The 18,072-nt window shown below is 36.2% G+C and carries 20 protein-coding genes and 2 pseudogenes; 6 read left to right on the plus strand and 16 right to left on the minus strand.

Annotation, left to right across the window (positions count from 1 at the left end; genetic code table 11):
- Positions 1–6 precede the first annotated feature (6 nt).
- The 12 genes and pseudogenes from DW125_RS01925 to DW125_RS01990 form a co-directional block, all read right to left on the minus strand.
- Positions 7–1,329 (minus strand): MATE family efflux transporter, encoded by a 1,323-nt coding sequence (locus tag DW125_RS01925; protein ID WP_117536959.1) that lies wholly within the window; start codon positions 1,327–1,329, stop codon positions 7–9.
- 235 nt (positions 1,330–1,564) lie between these two features.
- Positions 1,565–2,101, minus strand: a complete 537-nt coding sequence (locus tag DW125_RS01930; RefSeq protein WP_117536960.1) for a hypothetical protein — start codon at positions 2,099–2,101, stop codon at positions 1,565–1,567.
- 308 nt (positions 2,102–2,409) lie between these two features.
- Positions 2,410–2,619: a DUF6219 family protein gene (locus DW125_RS01940; RefSeq protein ID WP_117536961.1), complete on the minus strand. Its 210-nt coding sequence runs from the start codon at positions 2,617–2,619 to the stop codon at positions 2,410–2,412.
- 75 nt (positions 2,620–2,694) lie between these two features.
- The gene (locus DW125_RS01945) at positions 2,695–3,219 is read right to left on the minus strand and encodes a flavodoxin family protein (RefSeq protein WP_117536962.1); all 525 of its coding nucleotides are present in this window, start codon (positions 3,217–3,219) and stop codon (positions 2,695–2,697) included.
- 24 nt (positions 3,220–3,243) lie between these two features.
- Positions 3,244–3,633 carry a hypothetical protein gene (locus DW125_RS14175; RefSeq protein ID WP_242992882.1) on the minus strand — a complete coding sequence of 130 codons (390 nt, stop codon included), beginning with the start codon at positions 3,631–3,633 and terminating at the stop codon, positions 3,244–3,246.
- Positions 3,634–3,745: 112 nt separating this feature from the next.
- Positions 3,746–3,943, minus strand: coding sequence for a hypothetical protein (locus DW125_RS01955; RefSeq protein ID WP_055054342.1), 198 nt, complete (start codon positions 3,941–3,943; stop codon positions 3,746–3,748).
- The gene (locus DW125_RS01960; protein ID WP_117536963.1) at positions 3,940–4,158 is read right to left on the minus strand and encodes a transposase family protein; all 219 of its coding nucleotides are present in this window, start codon (positions 4,156–4,158) and stop codon (positions 3,940–3,942) included. Before DW125_RS01960 ends, DW125_RS01955 begins: the two co-directional genes overlap by 4 nt.
- Complete coding sequence (locus DW125_RS01965) at positions 4,151–4,378, minus strand: DNA-binding protein (protein WP_117536964.1); 228 nt, start codon at positions 4,376–4,378, stop codon at positions 4,151–4,153. The genes DW125_RS01960 and DW125_RS01965 overlap by 8 nt, the downstream gene beginning before the upstream one ends.
- A gap of 564 nt (positions 4,379–4,942) precedes the next feature.
- On the minus strand, positions 4,943–5,413 hold the full coding sequence (cptIN, locus tag DW125_RS01970) for a type III toxin-antitoxin system CptIN family toxin (RefSeq protein ID WP_022278505.1): 471 nt from the start codon (positions 5,411–5,413) through the stop codon (positions 4,943–4,945).
- A 383-nt stretch (positions 5,414–5,796) separates the two neighbouring features.
- Positions 5,797–7,800, minus strand: a complete 2,004-nt coding sequence (locus tag DW125_RS01975; RefSeq protein ID WP_117536965.1) for an AAA family ATPase — start codon at positions 7,798–7,800, stop codon at positions 5,797–5,799.
- A 215-nt stretch (positions 7,801–8,015) separates the two neighbouring features.
- The gene (locus DW125_RS01980) at positions 8,016–8,213 is read right to left on the minus strand and encodes a hypothetical protein (protein ID WP_117536966.1); all 198 of its coding nucleotides are present in this window, start codon (positions 8,211–8,213) and stop codon (positions 8,016–8,018) included.
- 337 nt (positions 8,214–8,550) lie between these two features.
- Positions 8,551–8,825, minus strand: a pseudogene (locus DW125_RS01990) (TnpV protein); the annotation flags it as partial.
- A gap of 160 nt (positions 8,826–8,985) precedes the next feature.
- Here DW125_RS01990 and DW125_RS01995 point away from each other — a divergent pair.
- The 6 genes and pseudogenes from DW125_RS01995 (at position 8,986) to DW125_RS02020 (ending at position 13,482) form a co-directional block, all read left to right on the plus strand.
- A complete protein-coding gene (locus tag DW125_RS01995; protein WP_117536967.1) occupies positions 8,986–9,996 on the plus strand; it encodes a GTP pyrophosphokinase in 1,011 nt (336 codons plus the stop codon).
- An 82-nt stretch (positions 9,997–10,078) separates the two neighbouring features.
- Positions 10,079–10,387: pseudogene (locus DW125_RS02000) on the plus strand (ATP-binding protein); the annotation flags it as partial.
- A 519-nt stretch (positions 10,388–10,906) separates the two neighbouring features.
- Entirely contained in the window at positions 10,907–11,338 is a 432-nt protein-coding gene (locus DW125_RS02005; protein ID WP_055057792.1) for an RNA polymerase sigma factor, read from the plus strand.
- On the plus strand, positions 11,328–11,567 hold the full coding sequence (locus tag DW125_RS02010; RefSeq protein ID WP_117536968.1) for a helix-turn-helix domain-containing protein: 240 nt from the start codon (positions 11,328–11,330) through the stop codon (positions 11,565–11,567). The genes DW125_RS02005 and DW125_RS02010 overlap by 11 nt, the downstream gene beginning before the upstream one ends.
- Before the next feature lie 494 nt (positions 11,568–12,061).
- A complete protein-coding gene (locus tag DW125_RS02015) occupies positions 12,062–12,256 on the plus strand; it encodes a DUF3173 domain-containing protein (protein WP_009265203.1) in 195 nt (64 codons plus the stop codon).
- Between the two features lie 35 nt (positions 12,257–12,291).
- Positions 12,292–13,482, plus strand: coding sequence for a site-specific integrase (locus tag DW125_RS02020; protein ID WP_117536969.1), 1,191 nt, complete (start codon positions 12,292–12,294; stop codon positions 13,480–13,482).
- Positions 13,483–13,787: 305 nt separating this feature from the next.
- On the opposite strand, the gene DW125_RS02025 is transcribed toward DW125_RS02020, so the two are convergent.
- The 4 genes from DW125_RS02025 to DW125_RS02040 form a co-directional block, all read right to left on the minus strand.
- A complete protein-coding gene (locus tag DW125_RS02025; protein WP_009247521.1) occupies positions 13,788–14,285 on the minus strand; it encodes a nucleotidyltransferase domain-containing protein in 498 nt (165 codons plus the stop codon).
- Between the two features lie 84 nt (positions 14,286–14,369).
- Complete coding sequence (locus tag DW125_RS02030; protein ID WP_009247522.1) at positions 14,370–15,914, minus strand: ATP-binding cassette domain-containing protein; 1,545 nt, start codon at positions 15,912–15,914, stop codon at positions 14,370–14,372.
- Between the two features lie 453 nt (positions 15,915–16,367).
- Positions 16,368–16,745: a TnpV protein gene (locus DW125_RS02035; protein ID WP_009247523.1), complete on the minus strand. Its 378-nt coding sequence runs from the start codon at positions 16,743–16,745 to the stop codon at positions 16,368–16,370.
- Between the two features lie 26 nt (positions 16,746–16,771).
- Positions 16,772–17,911, minus strand: coding sequence for a plasmid recombination protein (locus DW125_RS02040; protein WP_019190307.1), 1,140 nt, complete (start codon positions 17,909–17,911; stop codon positions 16,772–16,774).
- Positions 17,912–18,072 lie beyond the last annotated feature (161 nt).

An 18,072-nucleotide genomic window follows, 5' to 3' on the forward strand; every position in this document is an offset into this window, starting at 1 on the left:
TCTCTCCTATACTTCTATAAGACCTTTACTTTTCCATTTTCCACTCTTCCATCTAAGTACCATTCCCACAGCTCTCGCACATTCGTCACCTGCCATAGCAATATATGATCCTACAGCCAGAAGTCCCATGTGTATTCCGAGAAAATAAGTTCCGCCAACTGCAAACAAATACATAAATATTGCACCTAGTATAACCTGGAAAAGTGCGTCTCCACTCGTTTTTAATGCCTGGCCATATACAAGGTTTGTTACCCTTCCAAATTCAAGAAAGACATCTACTATTAACAACTTTACCACAAGATTTATCATCTGTGTATCATCAGTAAATATATGCACGATAAAATGTCCTGCCAATGCAAATGTCACGGAAAAACAGGTCGCTGTGATGATACCGTATATCGCAGCTTTTCTCGTTCCCCTGTTACATTCCTCAAACTCTTTTGCTCCAATTCTCCAACCGGTCATAATTGCATTTGCCTGAGCAAGGGCAGCTCCCACACAATATGAGAAATTTGCAATCTGTACAGCATATGAGCGTGCTGTAACATTCATTCCATCCACATCCATCTGATTCATAAAACGCACAATAAAGGTCATTGCGATGTTGTAAAGTGCTGTTTCAAGCGCAGAAGGAAAACCAATCTTAACAATCTGCGCAAATATCTTTCTTGATGCAATTCGCTCAGGACTTTGTTTTGCTTTTATAAGCACAGCCCCCATACCTGCTACAATAATAAGATTTACAACTCTTGAAATAACCGTGGCAACAGCAACTCCCATTACACCCCAGTTGAATACAAATAAGAATACTGAATTAAGTATTATATTGAGAACATTTCCAACAACAGTTCCTATCAAAGAATGTTTTGTATATCCAAACACTCGCAAATAACTGGAGAAAATAGGAATCAGTGCATTTAGAAAACATGCGCCGCCAACAATTCTAAGATATATTTCAGCCGGCTCAAGCAAAGCCGGAGCAATACTTACAATTCGAAGTATCCCACCAGAAAAAGTAGCAAGAATGACAGACATTACGATACCTATCAATGCGTTGAATATAAGTCCAAGTTGTCTTGCCTGATACGCTATCCCCAGTCTTCCGGCTCCGATATTTTGTGACATAACAGCTATCATACCCGACGATATTACGCCGAACATGATAATAAAAACACCTATATATGTATTTGCTGTTCCCACTGCTCCTACAGCCTGGTCGCTTACAGATGATAGCATAAGCGTATCGACCATACCTGAAAGCATATAAAATAAAGTTTCTAAGCATATTGGCACAGATAACTGTGTTAATGTTTTTCTTTCAGCTGCCATAGTTTTCTCCTCACATACAATTCAAGAATACTATATCAATAATACAATATATTTCTATGTAATTCTTGTATAATATCCTGTGAAAATTGCACTATTTCTACTTTATCTTAAAAAGTACTAAATCGTGTTACTGAAAAATGGACCGCAAAATACCCGAATTCTATGAAACGCTGGTATGATAACTGGGATGCTCCCAATGAACTACCAAAACAGTAACTTCCATTCCTTTTTTCAATTATCTCACACCAAAATCAGCTCCTCTCTCCGGCTTATCTTTTCCCTGTTTTTCTTGAATAATCTTCTTATTGATTTCAAGCCGTTCATGAATGGATAATTTCTTATCTTTTCCATCTACCGTCTGCTTCTGCTGTGCCGTTTTTCTATCTGTCTTTCCTGCCTCCTTAACCACTGCATTCGCTCCGGTACTTATTACTCGCTCATCTGCTCTTCCTTCATTTCTTTCCGCTACCTGCTGTTCTCGTCTCTCCTTCACACCTTTTTCTTCCAGACTGCAAAAGCTCTGCAAATCCAACATCACCTCTTGTACCGTATTTTCTCTCGGCTCCACATTATCTCGATACTCATACGGATCAAAAGCTTCTGCAATCTCATCCAGTGCCTCTGCCAGCTGTTCTGTGGTCATCTTCTCTGGATACATTGCTTCTCGAACATCCCTCATCGGTACATACTTATAATCCGGCAATGCTTCATGAATTTTCTCAATCCCTTCCCGTACCAGTGCAAGCTCTCCATAAAACCGAACATCATCCATCAGATTTCCAAGCCGGATTAACTCCGGTAAGCATGTTTCTCAAGATATATCAGCTCCTTCAATTGTCAAGGTGCAATCGGAAGAACTGTCTGAACCTCTTTTACGTTTGTGATTTTTGGAAATCAGAGGATTTTCAATTTGCCTTCCATATACTCTGTATTGGGAGCGACAAAATCGGACATGATTTTAGAAATTTTTTGAAATTATTTTTTGAAGTGTAAAAAGATATAAAAAAAGATGCCAGGATTTCTCCTGACACCATAGTGACTATGCCAACTTCGTGTCCACTTGGCACAAGGTTGATTGTATTATTCTTCATTTCCTAATGATATTGGTTCTTTCTTTGTTTTCTTGTTTTTAGACATCATCTTATGACCTGTATAAATAGCCATAATCATACAAAGCAAAGAACTTGCCGCAAAATATTTATAGCTTGATTTTGAACCTTTATATCCGCTATAAAAAGTTCCTAGCATCGTTATCAATGCTCCGACAGACCAATATTCATGAGCTTTCATTCTAACATCTCCTTTTGTGTTAATTTTAATATGTGCCTTTTAATGAAATATGCAAACAGGAATTTGGAACGTGCTTTATAAATTTTTTCCGATTTCCTCTAGTTCGTTCATGGAATCCTTGTTTTTTTCAAGTTCATCTCTGGCTGTTGCGTAATATGATTTTTTGAAAAGCATATCCCAAGAAAGATATTTTGCCATACAGTCAAACTGCTTATCAATCAGCTCATACTGGATACTGTCTACAGGAGAACCGCCTACAACAATCGTGCCAACTTTTTTATTTTTTAACTGCAATCCACGGCAGTAGCACTTATCAATGATAAGTTTCAATTGTGCTGACATTCCCCACCAATAAACTGGTGTAGCAAAAAGAATCATATCTGCGGCAGCAATTTTATCAATTGTAGGATTTGTATCATCCTTATCGACGCATCCCTTAGAGCATTGACAGACACCACATCCCTTGCATGGTGCAATGTTGAGTTTGTCAGGTTCAATGATTTCAATTTCATTCTTTTCTGATGCTCCTTTTATAAATGCATTGATTGCTGTCAGCGTGTTTCCTTTTCTGGCACTTCCATTAATGATTACAATTTTCATGCGTGTACCCTCCAACTTCCGATTTCATGATATCATTTCTAATATAGATTTTACCGTATTTTTCAAATTCAGTCCATCTTTTAATCCCAGTCGATAGAAAAATTCTTCTGTTTCTGCTCCACTGCTAAAAATTGCATTACAGTATTCCGTAATCACTCCTTCCTGTTCTTGGGATAACGTTTCCAGTAATTTCTGGTATTTCTTAGCAATCTCACTTACTGACTCTTTATCCTGCTTTAACTTCCATTCTGAATATGCTTTCCCCATACGCTCTATAATTGTCAGATCCACAAATTCCTGCACTTCCTCGGATATGGCGCTCGCAGATTCCTGTTTATCTTTCTTTTTATCATTTGATTTTTCAAGTGTCGTGTCATCAATATAACGAATGATTTCTCGAATATTTGACTTCATCGACTGCAGATATCCTTTCATCAGCACAGCTACTTTTCTAGCATCCGATTTTTCGGTTTCTTTTTCCAGAATATAAAACTCTTCCAGTTTCCTTCTTTGTAACCCCCCATTACTAATCCTCGACTTTCATGCCATAAATCTTTTCTGCCAGGAATTTCGTAGAGATTTTTCCAGCTACTACAATATATCCTTTTGCCTTCAATTCTTTGTTGTATTCTCGCATCAGACTATATGCATAAGTCTTTGAAACTCCAAGAATTGCACACACATCATCCACATCCATATACATTTTTTCCTGCACCATACTCATACCGCTTTATCCTCCTTCAAATACTGCTCAACATGTTCCAGACCATAGATCTTGTCCTCTACATAACGGGTTGGTACCCGACCGAGAATCACATAATAGTTCTTGCTTGCTAGATCGGCATTCATTCTTTCCACCACCCGGTAAGCAAACGAAACTGATACTCCAAAGAGTTCTGCAATGTCTTCCACTGATAAATACATTTTTCTCTTACGCATGAAACCATTCCTTTCCCTCTTCCTGTGGAATCTCACAAGTATCTTCCACTCCATAGAAACGCTTCACAAAATACTTTGTCGGAACTTTTCCTCTAAGCGTCAGATAGCCCTGTTCTTCCAGTTCCTTGTTCAGATTTCCGATGATCTCATAAGCCGATGTTTGTTTTACTTTCAGAAGTTCACATATATCGGCTGCCTTTAAAAATAATTTGTTCTGCATAATCAGTACCTCCTGTGTTTTGAATATTTATCTCTTCATATACTCTGTACTGGCAGATGCAAAATCGGACATCATTTTCCGAAATTTATCAAATTTTCTTGTTTTTAATTCTCCATCAGTGTGATTACTGTGTCATGGAGTTTAAGCTCATCGAAAGTAAAGAACCTTTCTGTGGTATCTGTTTTCTAAATGCAGGCAACAAAAAAACAGTCTGCCTTGACGAAAATCACTTCAATCAAAACAAACTGTTCTTATATTTACTCTAATTTTATTTTATGAGAATAACTGATTTCACGAAATTTGCAGGTGAATCTGGAATATAAACAAGAGAAAAAAATAATTTTTAAACTCCATTTGCACTCCATTTGGTCTTTTCGACACCCCGCAAAGCCTTTATTTATGGGCTTTTCCGCGATTTTTCAAGCTACTCAAACTCGGGTGCGGATAGGATAATCCAGGCATCTTTCAGTACACATTTGTGTCGTTTTGTGTTCATATTCTCCAAATTTTATCTGATATTTTTCTCGTACCAAATTATTAGAGTCAAAATAGAGCCAGTACAAACTATTTTTTCTGCTTTAATTTTTCCAATATCGATAACACATCCGGTTGAGTAGGCATGAACTTCACACCACGCTTTAACATTCCTAACACTTTTCTTGCTTTTTGTTCGATTACCTTTGCCGTATGTTCACTGGTCAGCATCAAATGATTTCCGGCAATCGTATACTCACGTTCTATGTATTCCTCCGTAATCGGGAACATATCTTGTATTAAAAATACACTTTCTCTGCTATCATCCAACTTCACAATATGAAGAATATCGCAATGCTTCCCTAATTGTTCTTTCTTCTCTATTATTTTCCGAAACTTATCTATTCTGCTAGAAAGCGGTATCATCCAATAAATTCCTGTAGTAGTATCCTCAAAGCAATAATAATGTGGTCTATTTCCTGCCTTATTTCCCTTGAGATACGGATCAGGCATATCTTCAAAAAATCTGTCCTTTATGATATAAAATCCCGTTTTTTTCATTCGTTCTATCCTCTCTGCGGAAATATGGAAAAAGTCCCTCGCCTTTCGGCGAAGGACTAAACTTACAACCCAACCATTTATATACCGCATATTGGTCAGCGGTAAACTTACAACCCGACCATTTATATACCACATATCGGTCAGTGGTAAACTTTCTTTCTACTAATATACTAACAAGTACAAAGCAGAAAGTCAATGCACTATCCATTAAAATTATATGCTGTTTTTAATAAATCATTCGAACTCCACCTTTTCTTAGGTGACATCAAACATTTTTATTCAAGTTTTGTGTGCTTTTAACGTCTTTTTTATTTTAATTGCATAGCTTGTTTTGCCGTATTGATTTTACGTTGCCAAATCGTTGCCATTATACTGCCCTTAATTTATTGTATTGGTAAATTTAAAATTTCCTTCACAATTTTAAATAACGGCAAAAAACTACTGAAGTCAAACTTATCAAATGGTGCTTTCTGTTCAAAAATTTTAGTTGCAAATTCCATTTTTGACAGTGCCAAATTAGGTCCTGATGAATCTGATAACTGTACAACTCTCTCTCCACTACTTCCTTCAATAATATTTATTTTTTCTGGTCCACAGACATTTCTCTTTTCACAAAAAATATCTTTGCTATAATTAATACCTTTTTCGTCAAACTCATTTCCCATATACAGTCTTCTTTCAATCCCATCAATATCAATAGTGGTTTTTATTTCTTCATCTTTATAATAATGTTCAATGCATATCTCAGGTGTCGACTCTCTATGTTTAGGCAATGGAAGAATCAAAGAATATACGTTGTTTCCCCAATTTTTAAATTTCAAATCACCATCTTGAAACTTCTTATTGGTATTTTTATCATCTCTATCTGCTATAAAAATCAGTTTTCTAGATTGTTTCAATTTAGCATAATTCTCACACATTGTACATAATTGCGAACATCCCATTTCTAATTTCAATGCATTTTTATCTTTACTATTTTTGGGCTCATATTCCAAAAATTCAAATTCCATGTTCTCAAAAATTTCTGAATATTCTTCTATTGCACTAAGCATTCGATATGCCGATAACATATGTTTCCAATCAGTAGATCCTTCTGTAATAAGCAATGCCTTAGAACAATTGTTATCTATCGCATCTCTTACTTCTTGTTGATATGTCTGTGTTTCTGTAAAATATTTATATGCCTTACGAAATTCAACAAAAGATTCAACATTTATTTTAGTTGCTGTTGGCATTTGATATATTTCGTAATTATCTGTTCCAAGCAAATCTTCCATTCCTAATAAAAATAGTGGAGCATGAGTCGTAATAATAAACTGCACTTTAGGGAAAAGTTTTATTAACTCCGGAACAACCTCTCTTTGCAAAGATGTATGCAAATGTAATTCTATTTCATCTACAACAACAATCCCTGTTATATTTTCTAACCGAATACTCTTGTTCAAATCATTTCTATCAGCATATCTTACAATCGTCGAAAACATATTAAAAAGAGCGATTTGACCTGTGGACAACGAATCTAATGTTGGTACAATTATGGAATTATCAGCTTTTAATCTTATATTAAATCTAGAAGATCCTTGACTTCTTAAATTAAGCCCAAAATATACTTCTTTTCCTAAGATTTTACTCATTATAGTTTCTAGATTTTTTCTTGCAGTACTTAATAACAATAAATCATTAACCGTTATATGTGCTATTTGCAAATTACCTATATTACCTTCTATATCCGCTCGTGAATCTGCAATCACATCCATTAGCCATTGCAAATTCGTAGCTGTAACATTTTTAACAACGATTGGATTTTGCAATTGTCTGGACCATTTTTCATGTATAGAAAGATGTTCATATTCAGATGATATATAATATTTTTCTCCCATCCAATTAGGCTTTTCATATCGATCAGGACCAAAAAAACATATTACATCTTTATTGTAAATATTTTTACTTTTCTTTTCTTCAATATCTACATTTTTGTAATTTTCATTTTCCTCCCACGAAATACCACTATTTGCTGCATATCCACTTAATACAGTAAAATTATCTGTAGACAATTTACCAGATTTCAAAACATAATTTATCGTTTTTTCATCATCAAAAGAAATATATGAATACATATACTCATTTCCAACAGTAATTTGGGAAGTACTAATTGCTTTGTAATATTGATGCCCTCCATTTTCAGTTGTCTCCCAAGCATTGTCAAAAGCTTTACCAGCCATTTCATAAAAGGCATCCACAATATTTGATAAGAGAGTTGATTTCCCGCTTCCATTTTCTCCTACAAGCACTATCGGTTTAGGCGTTCCATCACTATTAAATGCAAAAGAAATGTTTATATTTTTTATAGGTCCAATGTTTTCATCAACAATTTTTCTTATGTACATATATCTCTTCCTTCCCCGTTCCTACTAGAACAATATTTTTACGTTGGATAAAAGTCATCAGAATTTTTACTGTTACAATCTAAAAACATATAATTAAAATACAGCAGGCAACCCTATAGACCACCTGCCATATAAAATAAGTTGTGTACTCTCGTACTATTCGAATTCACAAAATCAAATTGAGTTCTATACAGTTTTGTATAGGAGATTTGGTTCTATTTGATTTTATTTGTTTCCAACTCATCTATAAGCTGAGGGGTTCTCATATTTTGAATTTGTTGCCATGATACAATTTCTTCTAAAGGACGTCTTTCTATTTCTTGTTTACGATCATTATACCAATAATATGGGATCATTTCACAAGAAAACACCCGACTTTCTTTGCACTTAGGACAATAAATATCTTTTTTCACATGTCCTCCTACCAAATCAGTTAATTCAAAAATGTTGCTTTTGGTAATTTCTATTTCATCGTATAAACCTTTATTTGCAAGAAAATCTCCACATTATCTATACTTTTTATTTCTCTTTGTGATTGTCCATAAAACACATTGCTCACCAAAGGCATTGCTGTTCTCTTTTTTTCATTTCCCATCAAATCTTTTGAAAATACTTAAATTATCATATACAGTTTTCTCAAAGTTTATCAACTAAACGAATCCTCGTTTGTATCTTTATCCATAATTATACACAAACTAATATCTTTGTAAAGAAAAAGCAAGCCCCATTTAAGAACTTGCCCTCCCATTTCTAAGCATATATAATCTCTTTATCCACAATCTCCCTTACACACACTTGTATATTGTTCATTCTCCCTACCCATTCCATCTGATTTTCTGATTTTCTGCCTTTAACCGTTCCGTGATCCCATGTGCCTGTTTCATCTGCTCTACAATCCTTTCAAAGCGTTCCTGTGCCTGTTCTTCTATATCTGCAAGATAACTATTCAGCCTGCCACTTGTAAGCAAAGTAATATAAACTGCTTCCTTATGTTCTTTCAAATAACGTTTATGTCTTTGTCCCCATTCCATTGTACGGGTCAGATGTACTTGATATAATGTACTAAATACCCAATCGTAATATGCGGGTAAAATTTTTATTAGATAAAAATTTAGATTATGATATGACTATTAGGAAACGTGAGTAGAACTATCATATTCTCAATGTATAAGGAGGCAATGAAGCATGTTGGGAAAAGTATACAAGGATATTCTTAGTTGTGAATTAGAATCAGAAAATGGAAGACTTTCGGAGTTGCCAGTTGGAACTACCATGGTCTTAGAGTCATTTCCAGATATAGATGATGAAGTGTGGCCAGATGCATATATTGATAGGGTTGAAGAAAACGTATGGATATTAACAGATGTTACACGGAAATATATGGAAGAATCTGATATACCACAATCTGTTTATGAACAGATGAGTTTAGAAATGAATTCTAGTGAAGATTATGAGATTGAAATTCCAAATTCAAACTATAGAATAATAATACGTAAAGATGAAGATTTTAAGATTATATCAGTATTATGGGATGAAGTAAGAGAAGATTTCTTTGAATATTTTTCCGCGGTTACAGGCAAAAATTTAGTTAAAAAAACAAGAAAAAGGATAAGTCAAATCTTACCTGTCTATGAAAGAGCTAAAAATGTTATTATCCTTGAACTAGAGAGCTTTTCTAAGGAAGTTGAAATTGACCAATGCAGAATTATTGACATTAGTGGACGAGTGAAAAGTGTAGATAGTATAGAAGAAAAAGTCTATAGAAAAGGTATCTTGAGTAGTCAGATATACGAAAGATTTGATGATATTGCAGGTGTAAGAGTAGTCTGTGAGTATATTTCAGATGTTTATTACTTATTGGATTATATAAAAGAAAATCCGCTTATTCGGGTTATAGAAATCGATGACAAGATTGAAAAACCTACACAGGAGGGGTATAGAGGTATTCATGTCATTGTAGAAGTAGATGTATATTATAACAAACAGCTTTATAAAGATGTGAAAGTTGAGATTCAATTACGTACATCATTTCAAAATGGTTGGGCAATGAAGACACATGAACTTACTTATAAACGAAAAAGCGATTTATCAAAAGAAATATCGAATCAAATGAAAATATTAAGTGATTCGTTATATGAGGCAGATTCAAAAGCACAGAAACTTCGCAATATGATAAGCGAGAATAAAGAAGTATAAGGGAGCATTTAATATTTATATTCACAAAGCAGTTAGTCTACACGATTGACTGCTTTTCTTACGTCCAAAGAAAGGAGTTTATATGAAAGTATGGAAAAAATCTAAAGGTAACAGGATTCGTGCCAGTGATAAATCGCTGGTCTATCACTTCTGTATCGGTTGGCTGTTACTCCTGTTCGTTGCGGTGTTCCTGCTACTGAACCTGCGACAGCTTCTTGTTACCGACTGGACAGATTTTAACTTGCTCCATGCTGGAATCACATGGACTGCCTACAATTCCATTACGGTTCTGATAGCGACTGGTGTTTGTGCATTGGTCGCTTTTCTCTACTATCGTTACGGATATGACAGTATCAAGCGGTTGCTACACAGACAAAAACTGGCTCGTATCGCTCATTATTTTTCAAATCTTTATGAAATCCACAAAATTAACATATAGCATATAAGTAAAGAATAAAAATGCAATCTGCCGGACGACGGCAAAAGAAAAAAAGCCGTCGTGGAGCAGACATATTTTCATGCGCGTATGAAACGGCGACTTTGATTTTCAGAGCCGCCGTTTCTTTGCGTTTACAGAAACCTATGACGACTTGCAGGGACACGGTAGCCGATTGGAGGTTGATTTACCGTGTCTGTTTTGGTTATTCATAGTGTACATGAGTTACATCAATTAAAAAAAGCGTAGCTCCCTCTCCGGGTAATTTCGACTATAAATACGAACTGACAATTCAATATACTGGCTTTTTTATTTCCTATGCGTTTACTTGCGTTCTGCGAGCAGACGCATTTTGTCTTTTTTATAACATAAAGAATTTTTTTGATTCTGCAACAAATCACACCCTGCTGTACAGATATGGTGCGGAAAGAGGGATACATACTTTTCACTTCATAACGGAAAGGGGGTGTGATTGTGAAACCGTCAGACTTCCAAAAGACGATACAGTGTCAGTTCGACTGTAAGCTCAAAAAAGTTGTGAAAGGAATTGTCCGTAATTACCGCAAGGAATTAGCCAGACGACAGGCAAAGGAAGTATCCTTTTGTGAACTTCCAGAGATTGTTGTTGAAAAATTGATTGTATGGGACGATTACGAAAGTGAATATACAACGTTCGATGTGTGCGGTACAGAAATCCGTGTACTTGATGAAGAACTTGCAGAAGCACTGAAACAGTTGCCGGAGCAGAGCCGGAACATTGTATTGATGTTTTTCTTCTTGGATATGAGTGATTCGGAGATAGGCGAAAAGCTGAACATCAACCGAAGTACATCATACAGGCACAGAAGAAATTCACTTGAAGAAATCAGAAAACAATTAAAGGAGAAAAAACAAGATGAAGAATAAGCAACATACACTTCCATCTTTCTACCTCATATCATCAGCCGTAGACGGTAACGGAAACGCCATAGTGAAGCTGTTGCTGTTCTATGAAGCGTACATATCAAAATGCTGTTTACGCCCATTCTACGATGAATACGGCAACGTATACATTGTGATTGATATGGAATTAAAGGGACGTATCAGAGAAGCCCTTTTGAAAATGATATGTGAATTTGAAATAGACGAACATTAAGTAATATTTGAGCGGAGCATGATTTAACAAACTCCCCTCTTTCCTGTTCCGCTTTTTCTTATCATTCTGTATCAGTCCATTTGTAAAAATGAATTGATACAGGCTGACAAGAGCCTAACAGTTCTTTGACAAGTGAATAAAGCAGTCAGATACGTTTGTGCTTGCAGTGAGCCATCAGAGGTTGTACGCCGTGACTTTTCCAATCGGGAGATAGCGATTCATGCAATGATCTGGGAGTGACCGTTGGAAAAGTCGTTCTGCCATGACCTGCAACACAGGATAATGATACACCCGTATGACACGGTTCAGCCCACAGGAATGGGAATGGTTGAGATACCAGCGGAGCTTGCCGAAGCCGTCTGATTGCTTGTAAAACTATCTAACAACGATTTTGCAAGAAAAAATCATCTTAATAGAGCTTTTTTGTTCATCATTTGATATACTGATAGACAAGATATTGAGATTTCCTTATCTGGTCTATGGAAAGGAGGATTATGATTACCGTAACAAAAAAAGACCTCATAGCACTAGGTTATGGAACTTCTTTCTCGGCAGACATCATAAGAAAAGCAAAAAAACTTATGATTGAAAAAGGGCATACTTATTACCAATCCCGTAAATTGGACAGAGTACCCAAAGAAGCCGTGGAAGAATTATTAGGGATTACATTATCAGACACAAACGATTGATTGTACTTCTTGCATATCATGTAAGGAGTGAAATTATGGCAAAAGACCCTATTAAGAAAGCAGATAACGGAACTTATTATTTCAGAGCTAATTTAGGCTACAATCCCATTACCGGAAAACAGATACAGAAATACCGAAGTGGATTCAGAACGAAAAAAGAAGCAAAGGAAGAATATTCAAAACTGGTGTTAGCTTCTACCGAAGAATTAACAACAAAAAAAGATGGCGTTTCTTTTCAGCAATTTATAGAAGAAACCTACCTGCCATGGTATAAAACACAGGTAAAAGAAAGCACTTATCTTAATCGTGCTACTACCATCAAGAAACATTTTTCCTATTTCTACAAAATGGAAACAAACGAAATCGAACCTATCCATGTTCAAAACTGGCAGTTGAAACTTGCAAAAGATTTTAGTCCTAATTACATCCGTATTGTACAGGGAATGCTTTCCATTGCATTTGACAGAGCGATCGTGCTTGGGATTGCAAAGAAAAACCCCTCTCGAATGATAGGAAATATCAAAAGCAAGAAAACCAAAGTTGATTTCTGGACATTAGAAGAATTTCAAAAGGTTATTTCCTTACTCTGTAAGAAAGACTATTATGAACATTATCTGTTTATATCGTTCTGGTTATTATTTATGACTGGTATGCGAATTGGCGAAGCGTCAGCATTACATTGGTCAGACATAGATTTTGAAACAGGCTTGCTTAGCATTACCAAAACATTATATTACCGAACAATGACGGACTATAAATTCGTTGAGCCGAAAACACAGGCAAGTATCCGTACTTTTTATATTGATTCAGATACACTCAATGAGCTAAAGGCTTGGCAAAGTGTTCAACAACAGGTTCTTCCCGATTGTCCACTTGTACTAAGTTATAACGGAACTCCAACCAGTAAAACAACTCTTCCCAGAGCTTTGGAAAAGTTGTCAAATTTAGCAGGTGTTCATCGTATTAAAATTCATGCCTTGCGACATTCACACGCTTCATTGCTTATCAGCATGGGCGAAAATCCTTTACTTATTAAGGAACGTTTAGGACATGAAAAAATACAGACAACACTCGGCACTTATGGTCATCTGTATCCAAATACGAATCTTGAAGTTGCTAAAAAACTGACTGGAATATTACAAGTACAATCTGCTACTGAAAGCATTGCTAATTATACCAGCAATCAACATACAGCAATCTATCACAGAACAGTTGAAGAAAAATAATGCAATGAAAATGCAATCCTATAAAGGAAAAGCTGTAAAACCCTTGTAAACAAAGGCTTTACAGCTTAGCTCCAACTATTCAAACTCTACAAAGACTAACGCTTTTTGTTTAGGAATTATTCTCTGTAATGTTTCTCGTTCTTTTGATTATTTGATATATCCATATTATCCTGCCTATACGAGCTAATGTTATCATTTTGTTATCGGCATTGATAACACCTACTCGATAACTGTGGATAATAACTATATGTAGCATGTCAAATTATAAGCTATTTTGCTTAGAGATTCAACACAAAACTGAAATTTTACTTTTCCTTATATTCATCTGGTATTGCTATTTGAAATGTTTCACACAACAGCATCACATCATGCACATCATTTTTATCGTGTTCATATCCCAAATGAAGCATTACCTGACTCAATGGTTCAATACAAGAAACAGTTATATCTCCAACTTTTCCAATACCGGAAAAAGTTTTTGATGGAAATATATCTCCCTCATAAACAATTCCGTCATCTGTAAATTCAAAACAATGTAAATCAATGATTCTTTGTTTATCATCTTTCCAGACAGTATGACCATCCGTTGTATAATCAGTATTTACTTCCTCAAATCCATGCTGCTTAATCACATAAATATAATCATGATAATGTTTCAGTTCAACAAACAAATCAATATCATTGTGTATTCTTGATTCTCTTTTAAGAAGTGCATCAACACCCCATCCGCCATCTAAATATACTTTAATTTCGTTTTGCAAAGCATATTTTATAATTTCACATGCATCTTCTGTACGTACCATAATCTATCCTCCAAATTCAAATCTTTGTATGCTTTCCAACTCACTAAAAGCCTGAAATTTGTCAGTCTTTCATCCTTTTTGTTATCAATCACCAATTAGCTGTAATCCATTAGGATTTAGCTGATATATTTTATCGCACACCTCTTCAATATACTTTCTATCGTGAGAAATGCTAATGACAGCCCCCGGAAATTCTCGGAGCATTTTTCTTATTACCGGACCGGACAATGGTGAAAAATTTCTTGTCGGTTCATCCAGAATAAGAACATTTGCACCACTTAAGCTCATCCTCAAGAGAAGCACTTTCGCCTTTTGTCCGCCTGATAACTCCCGAATCGGATGCTCCATTTCATCTGGTGTGTATTTAAGTGAACCAAGGTATGTTCTAATTCTTGTACGCTCTTCTTTATCTCCTGTTTTATCAAGGTAATCAACCGGTGTAACATCCAAATCCAGCAGGTCTTCATAAGTTTGAGGCATATATTCTGCTTTAATGTCATTCCGATTTAGGAGTTCTTCCGCTATCTTTTTTAGAAGAGTCGTTTTTCCTGCCCCGTTGGCTCCTATCATACAGATTTTTTCTGAACCTTTTATTTTTAAATGAATTCCTTCTGCTAAAATTCTTTTGCCATCCGGAGTCACAAGCTTTGAAAGTTCATATTCTATGACCGTTTTTCCTGCGGGAATGTGTGAGTTTTCATCCCCTAATTTGACAAAGATTGCTTCTTCCTGTTCCGGCATCTGAGTCATATTTTCATCTTCTTTTTCAAATCTTCGTTCCATTGCCTTAACCGTATGCATTTTGTCCTTTAAGTTTTTGGCAACAGACGGTGCTTGTCTGGTACAACTTCTTAATGCACCTTGTACACTCTGCATAACTCTTTGATATTTTTCATCGCGAATCTTTTTCTCCCTACGGTCACTCAGTGCCCGCTGTTTTTGGATTTCAAATTTATGAAGCCGTTCTTCCACATAGCGTCTATAGGGAAGCTTTGCCACGGTATATCTCGCCTTTGTTTTTCGTATAATCTGCTCGATATGTATCACCATGTTGGCAGTACGCTCTATCAGCGTTTCATCGTGTGAAATAAAAAGCACAATGTGCTTCCAGTCATTTATGATTTTTTCCAGTAATGTAAGCGTCGCAATGTCGATGTCATTGGAAGGTTCGTCCAACAACAGCACAGAAACATCGCGAATGAAAAGCCTCATAAGTTGTGTCTTGACTTTTTCGCCTCCTGAAAGACTACCCATTGTCTGGTTACTGTAGAAAAAATCATTTTTCATTCCAAATTTTCCCGCAATAACAGACAATTCTTTAGGCGTTTTCTCCCAGAATATTTCCTCTTCAGAAAAATATTCGTATATTGTTTTTTCCTTATCTTCATCGAGCATCTCCTGCGGAAGATAACCAAGACGTTCGTGTCCCATTATCCTTTCCCCATCTGCTTCTATATAGTTTTCTACAAGCGACGGATTGTATATCCACTTCATTAATGTCGATTTCCCATTTCCCTCTTCTCCAATAATAACTGCCTTATCTCCATCATTTAGCACAAGGTTGAAATCATTAAGAATTATTCTCAGGTCTTTTTTATGTGTTAAATTTAATTTTTTTATCTGCAACATTAAAGTTTCTCCTTTTCGAAGTCTGAGCCAATTATTATTTTGAACACACAAAAACGAGTCTTTTTTGCATACGCAAAAATAGACTCGCTAAATAGACCCTTATTTCTTTTCCAAAAGGAAAACAAAGGAAATGCCTCTTGCGATAATCCAACTTAAGCGTACACAAAACAAACCTATTCTCTACAGGCTCAATAACTATATGTGTCTTACTTAAATCAAATTATCTATTAATCATTTCCTCACCTTACACAAAATGTGCCTTTCTTTCTTCTAATGGCAATACTATCATACTGTATTTTTTTTGTCAATACATTTCACCTTATGGAAGTGCAAATTAAAATTTTCACTTCCTAATTATACATCCAACCATTACGAAATTCAATCTTTCACAACCTCTTTACAACCACAACCACAGCACTCCAGCAAACGCAGGAGCACCATACCGTAAAACGCTTATGTGTAAATCAACTCCGTTCCTACAACTTCCCTCACACAAGCCTGAATATTATTCATTCTTCCAATCCATTCGTAGGGATTATCTTTCTTTAATTGTTCCGTCACATCTTGTCTGTCGGCATATTCCTTTACCAGTCGAAGAAACATATCCTCTGCTTGCTTATCGACTTCTGCAAGATAACTATGCAGCTTTCCGCTTGTCAGCAGGTTCATATATAACACTTTATAGTGTTCCTTTAAATGCCTTGCATGTCGTTTCCCCCATAAACCAATCGGCTCTATTTCTTCTTCGGCTGGTACTGTGATGTTCGGCAATAAATAATCACCCACCTGTCTATAAGTTCCGCCCATTTCTTCAAAAATTGTCTTTGTCATTTTCCTTTTCCTCCTGTGATTTTTGTCTATCGTGATCGTGTATTATCACGCTTGCGACCTTTAACTGTTCTTGCCTGCTCCAACAAATCATCTATCTGTTTGCGACCAAAAACCTTACGGAGCAGGCTGTAATCTTTATTTTCTGCTTTTAGGATTTTGTTTTCTTCGGTCAATCTTTCATTGACTTTCTCCAAACGCTGATTGGTGCGGTATAACTGTGCATTCGCTGTATTCAGCCTATGATAGTTGTCCCACCCCTCAAAGCAGCGGGCAAGCACCGTTTTGACAAGTTGCTTCAATTTCCTTACAACCGGCTCTGCCATTTTGGTTTTATATGCCTTTGCAGTCATAAATTTCTCTGGTTCTGGCAACTGATATTTCGGTGCAGTATCAAGCTCTATTTCAAGATTTGACAGCTCGTCTTTTGCCTTATCATAGTTCAATACTCGTTCCGACAACACATCAAATTCAATCTGTTTCTGCTCGATTTTCGCACCTAATGCCGCCACTTCTTTTTCTCTTTCCTGCTTTTTATAATCCAAAACAGAAAGATGTTTTTCGTGTGTGCCTAAATGTTCCCACTCAATCCCATAACGTTCCATCACCGCCGCAAGCTGTTCTTTTTCGGACTGTATCCATTGCGACCACTCCGTATCGCCACGACTGCCGCCCTTAAAACCTTGCGTTGCAAGAGCCTGCTTTAGTGACACTCTTGTATCAAGTCCACGCTTGCTGCCTGTGGTAAAAGGTACAAAATCTATGTGCAGATGTGGTGTAGCTTCATCCATATGCAGATGAGCCGAGAACACCCGAAGCTGTGGATTTCGCTCCTGAAAACCCTGATAGTATTCATCTAAAATCTGCTTTGCCAGTTCTCCGTTTTCCGTATCGGCGTTCATATTTCCCTTACCGCCCACCTGTAAAATGATTTCGTGGAACGGTTTTTCCTGCTTGGAACTTCGGATTTTTTCATAATAATCTTTTATCTTTCGGTCTGACCTTATCTGCTTGGCATTGTATCTTTCCAATGCTTCATCAAACAATTCGTGATAAACTGTCTTTATATTTTCATTGCAGTAGTCGATATTGAGATGAGTACGAGTTCCGTCTACATTTTCTGCTCGGAACTTTCGGCTATTGTGATTGACCGAGCCTTTACCGACCATTGCACTTATCGTTCTCTGCATTTTTTCATCTCCCATCTGTAAATTTCAACATTCTCAGGTTTTGTTACTTTTGTCAAAAGTAACGCAAAAGCACTTTTGACGGGTACACCCATCAAAAATGCGACCTGTAAACAGGTTTTGCGTTCTCCGAAGGCTCTCCG

This window comes from Dorea sp. AM10-31 (assembly GCF_003435815.1).
In the GTDB taxonomy this organism is placed as follows: Bacteria; Bacillota; Clostridia; order Lachnospirales; family Lachnospiraceae; genus Dorea_D; species Dorea_D hominis.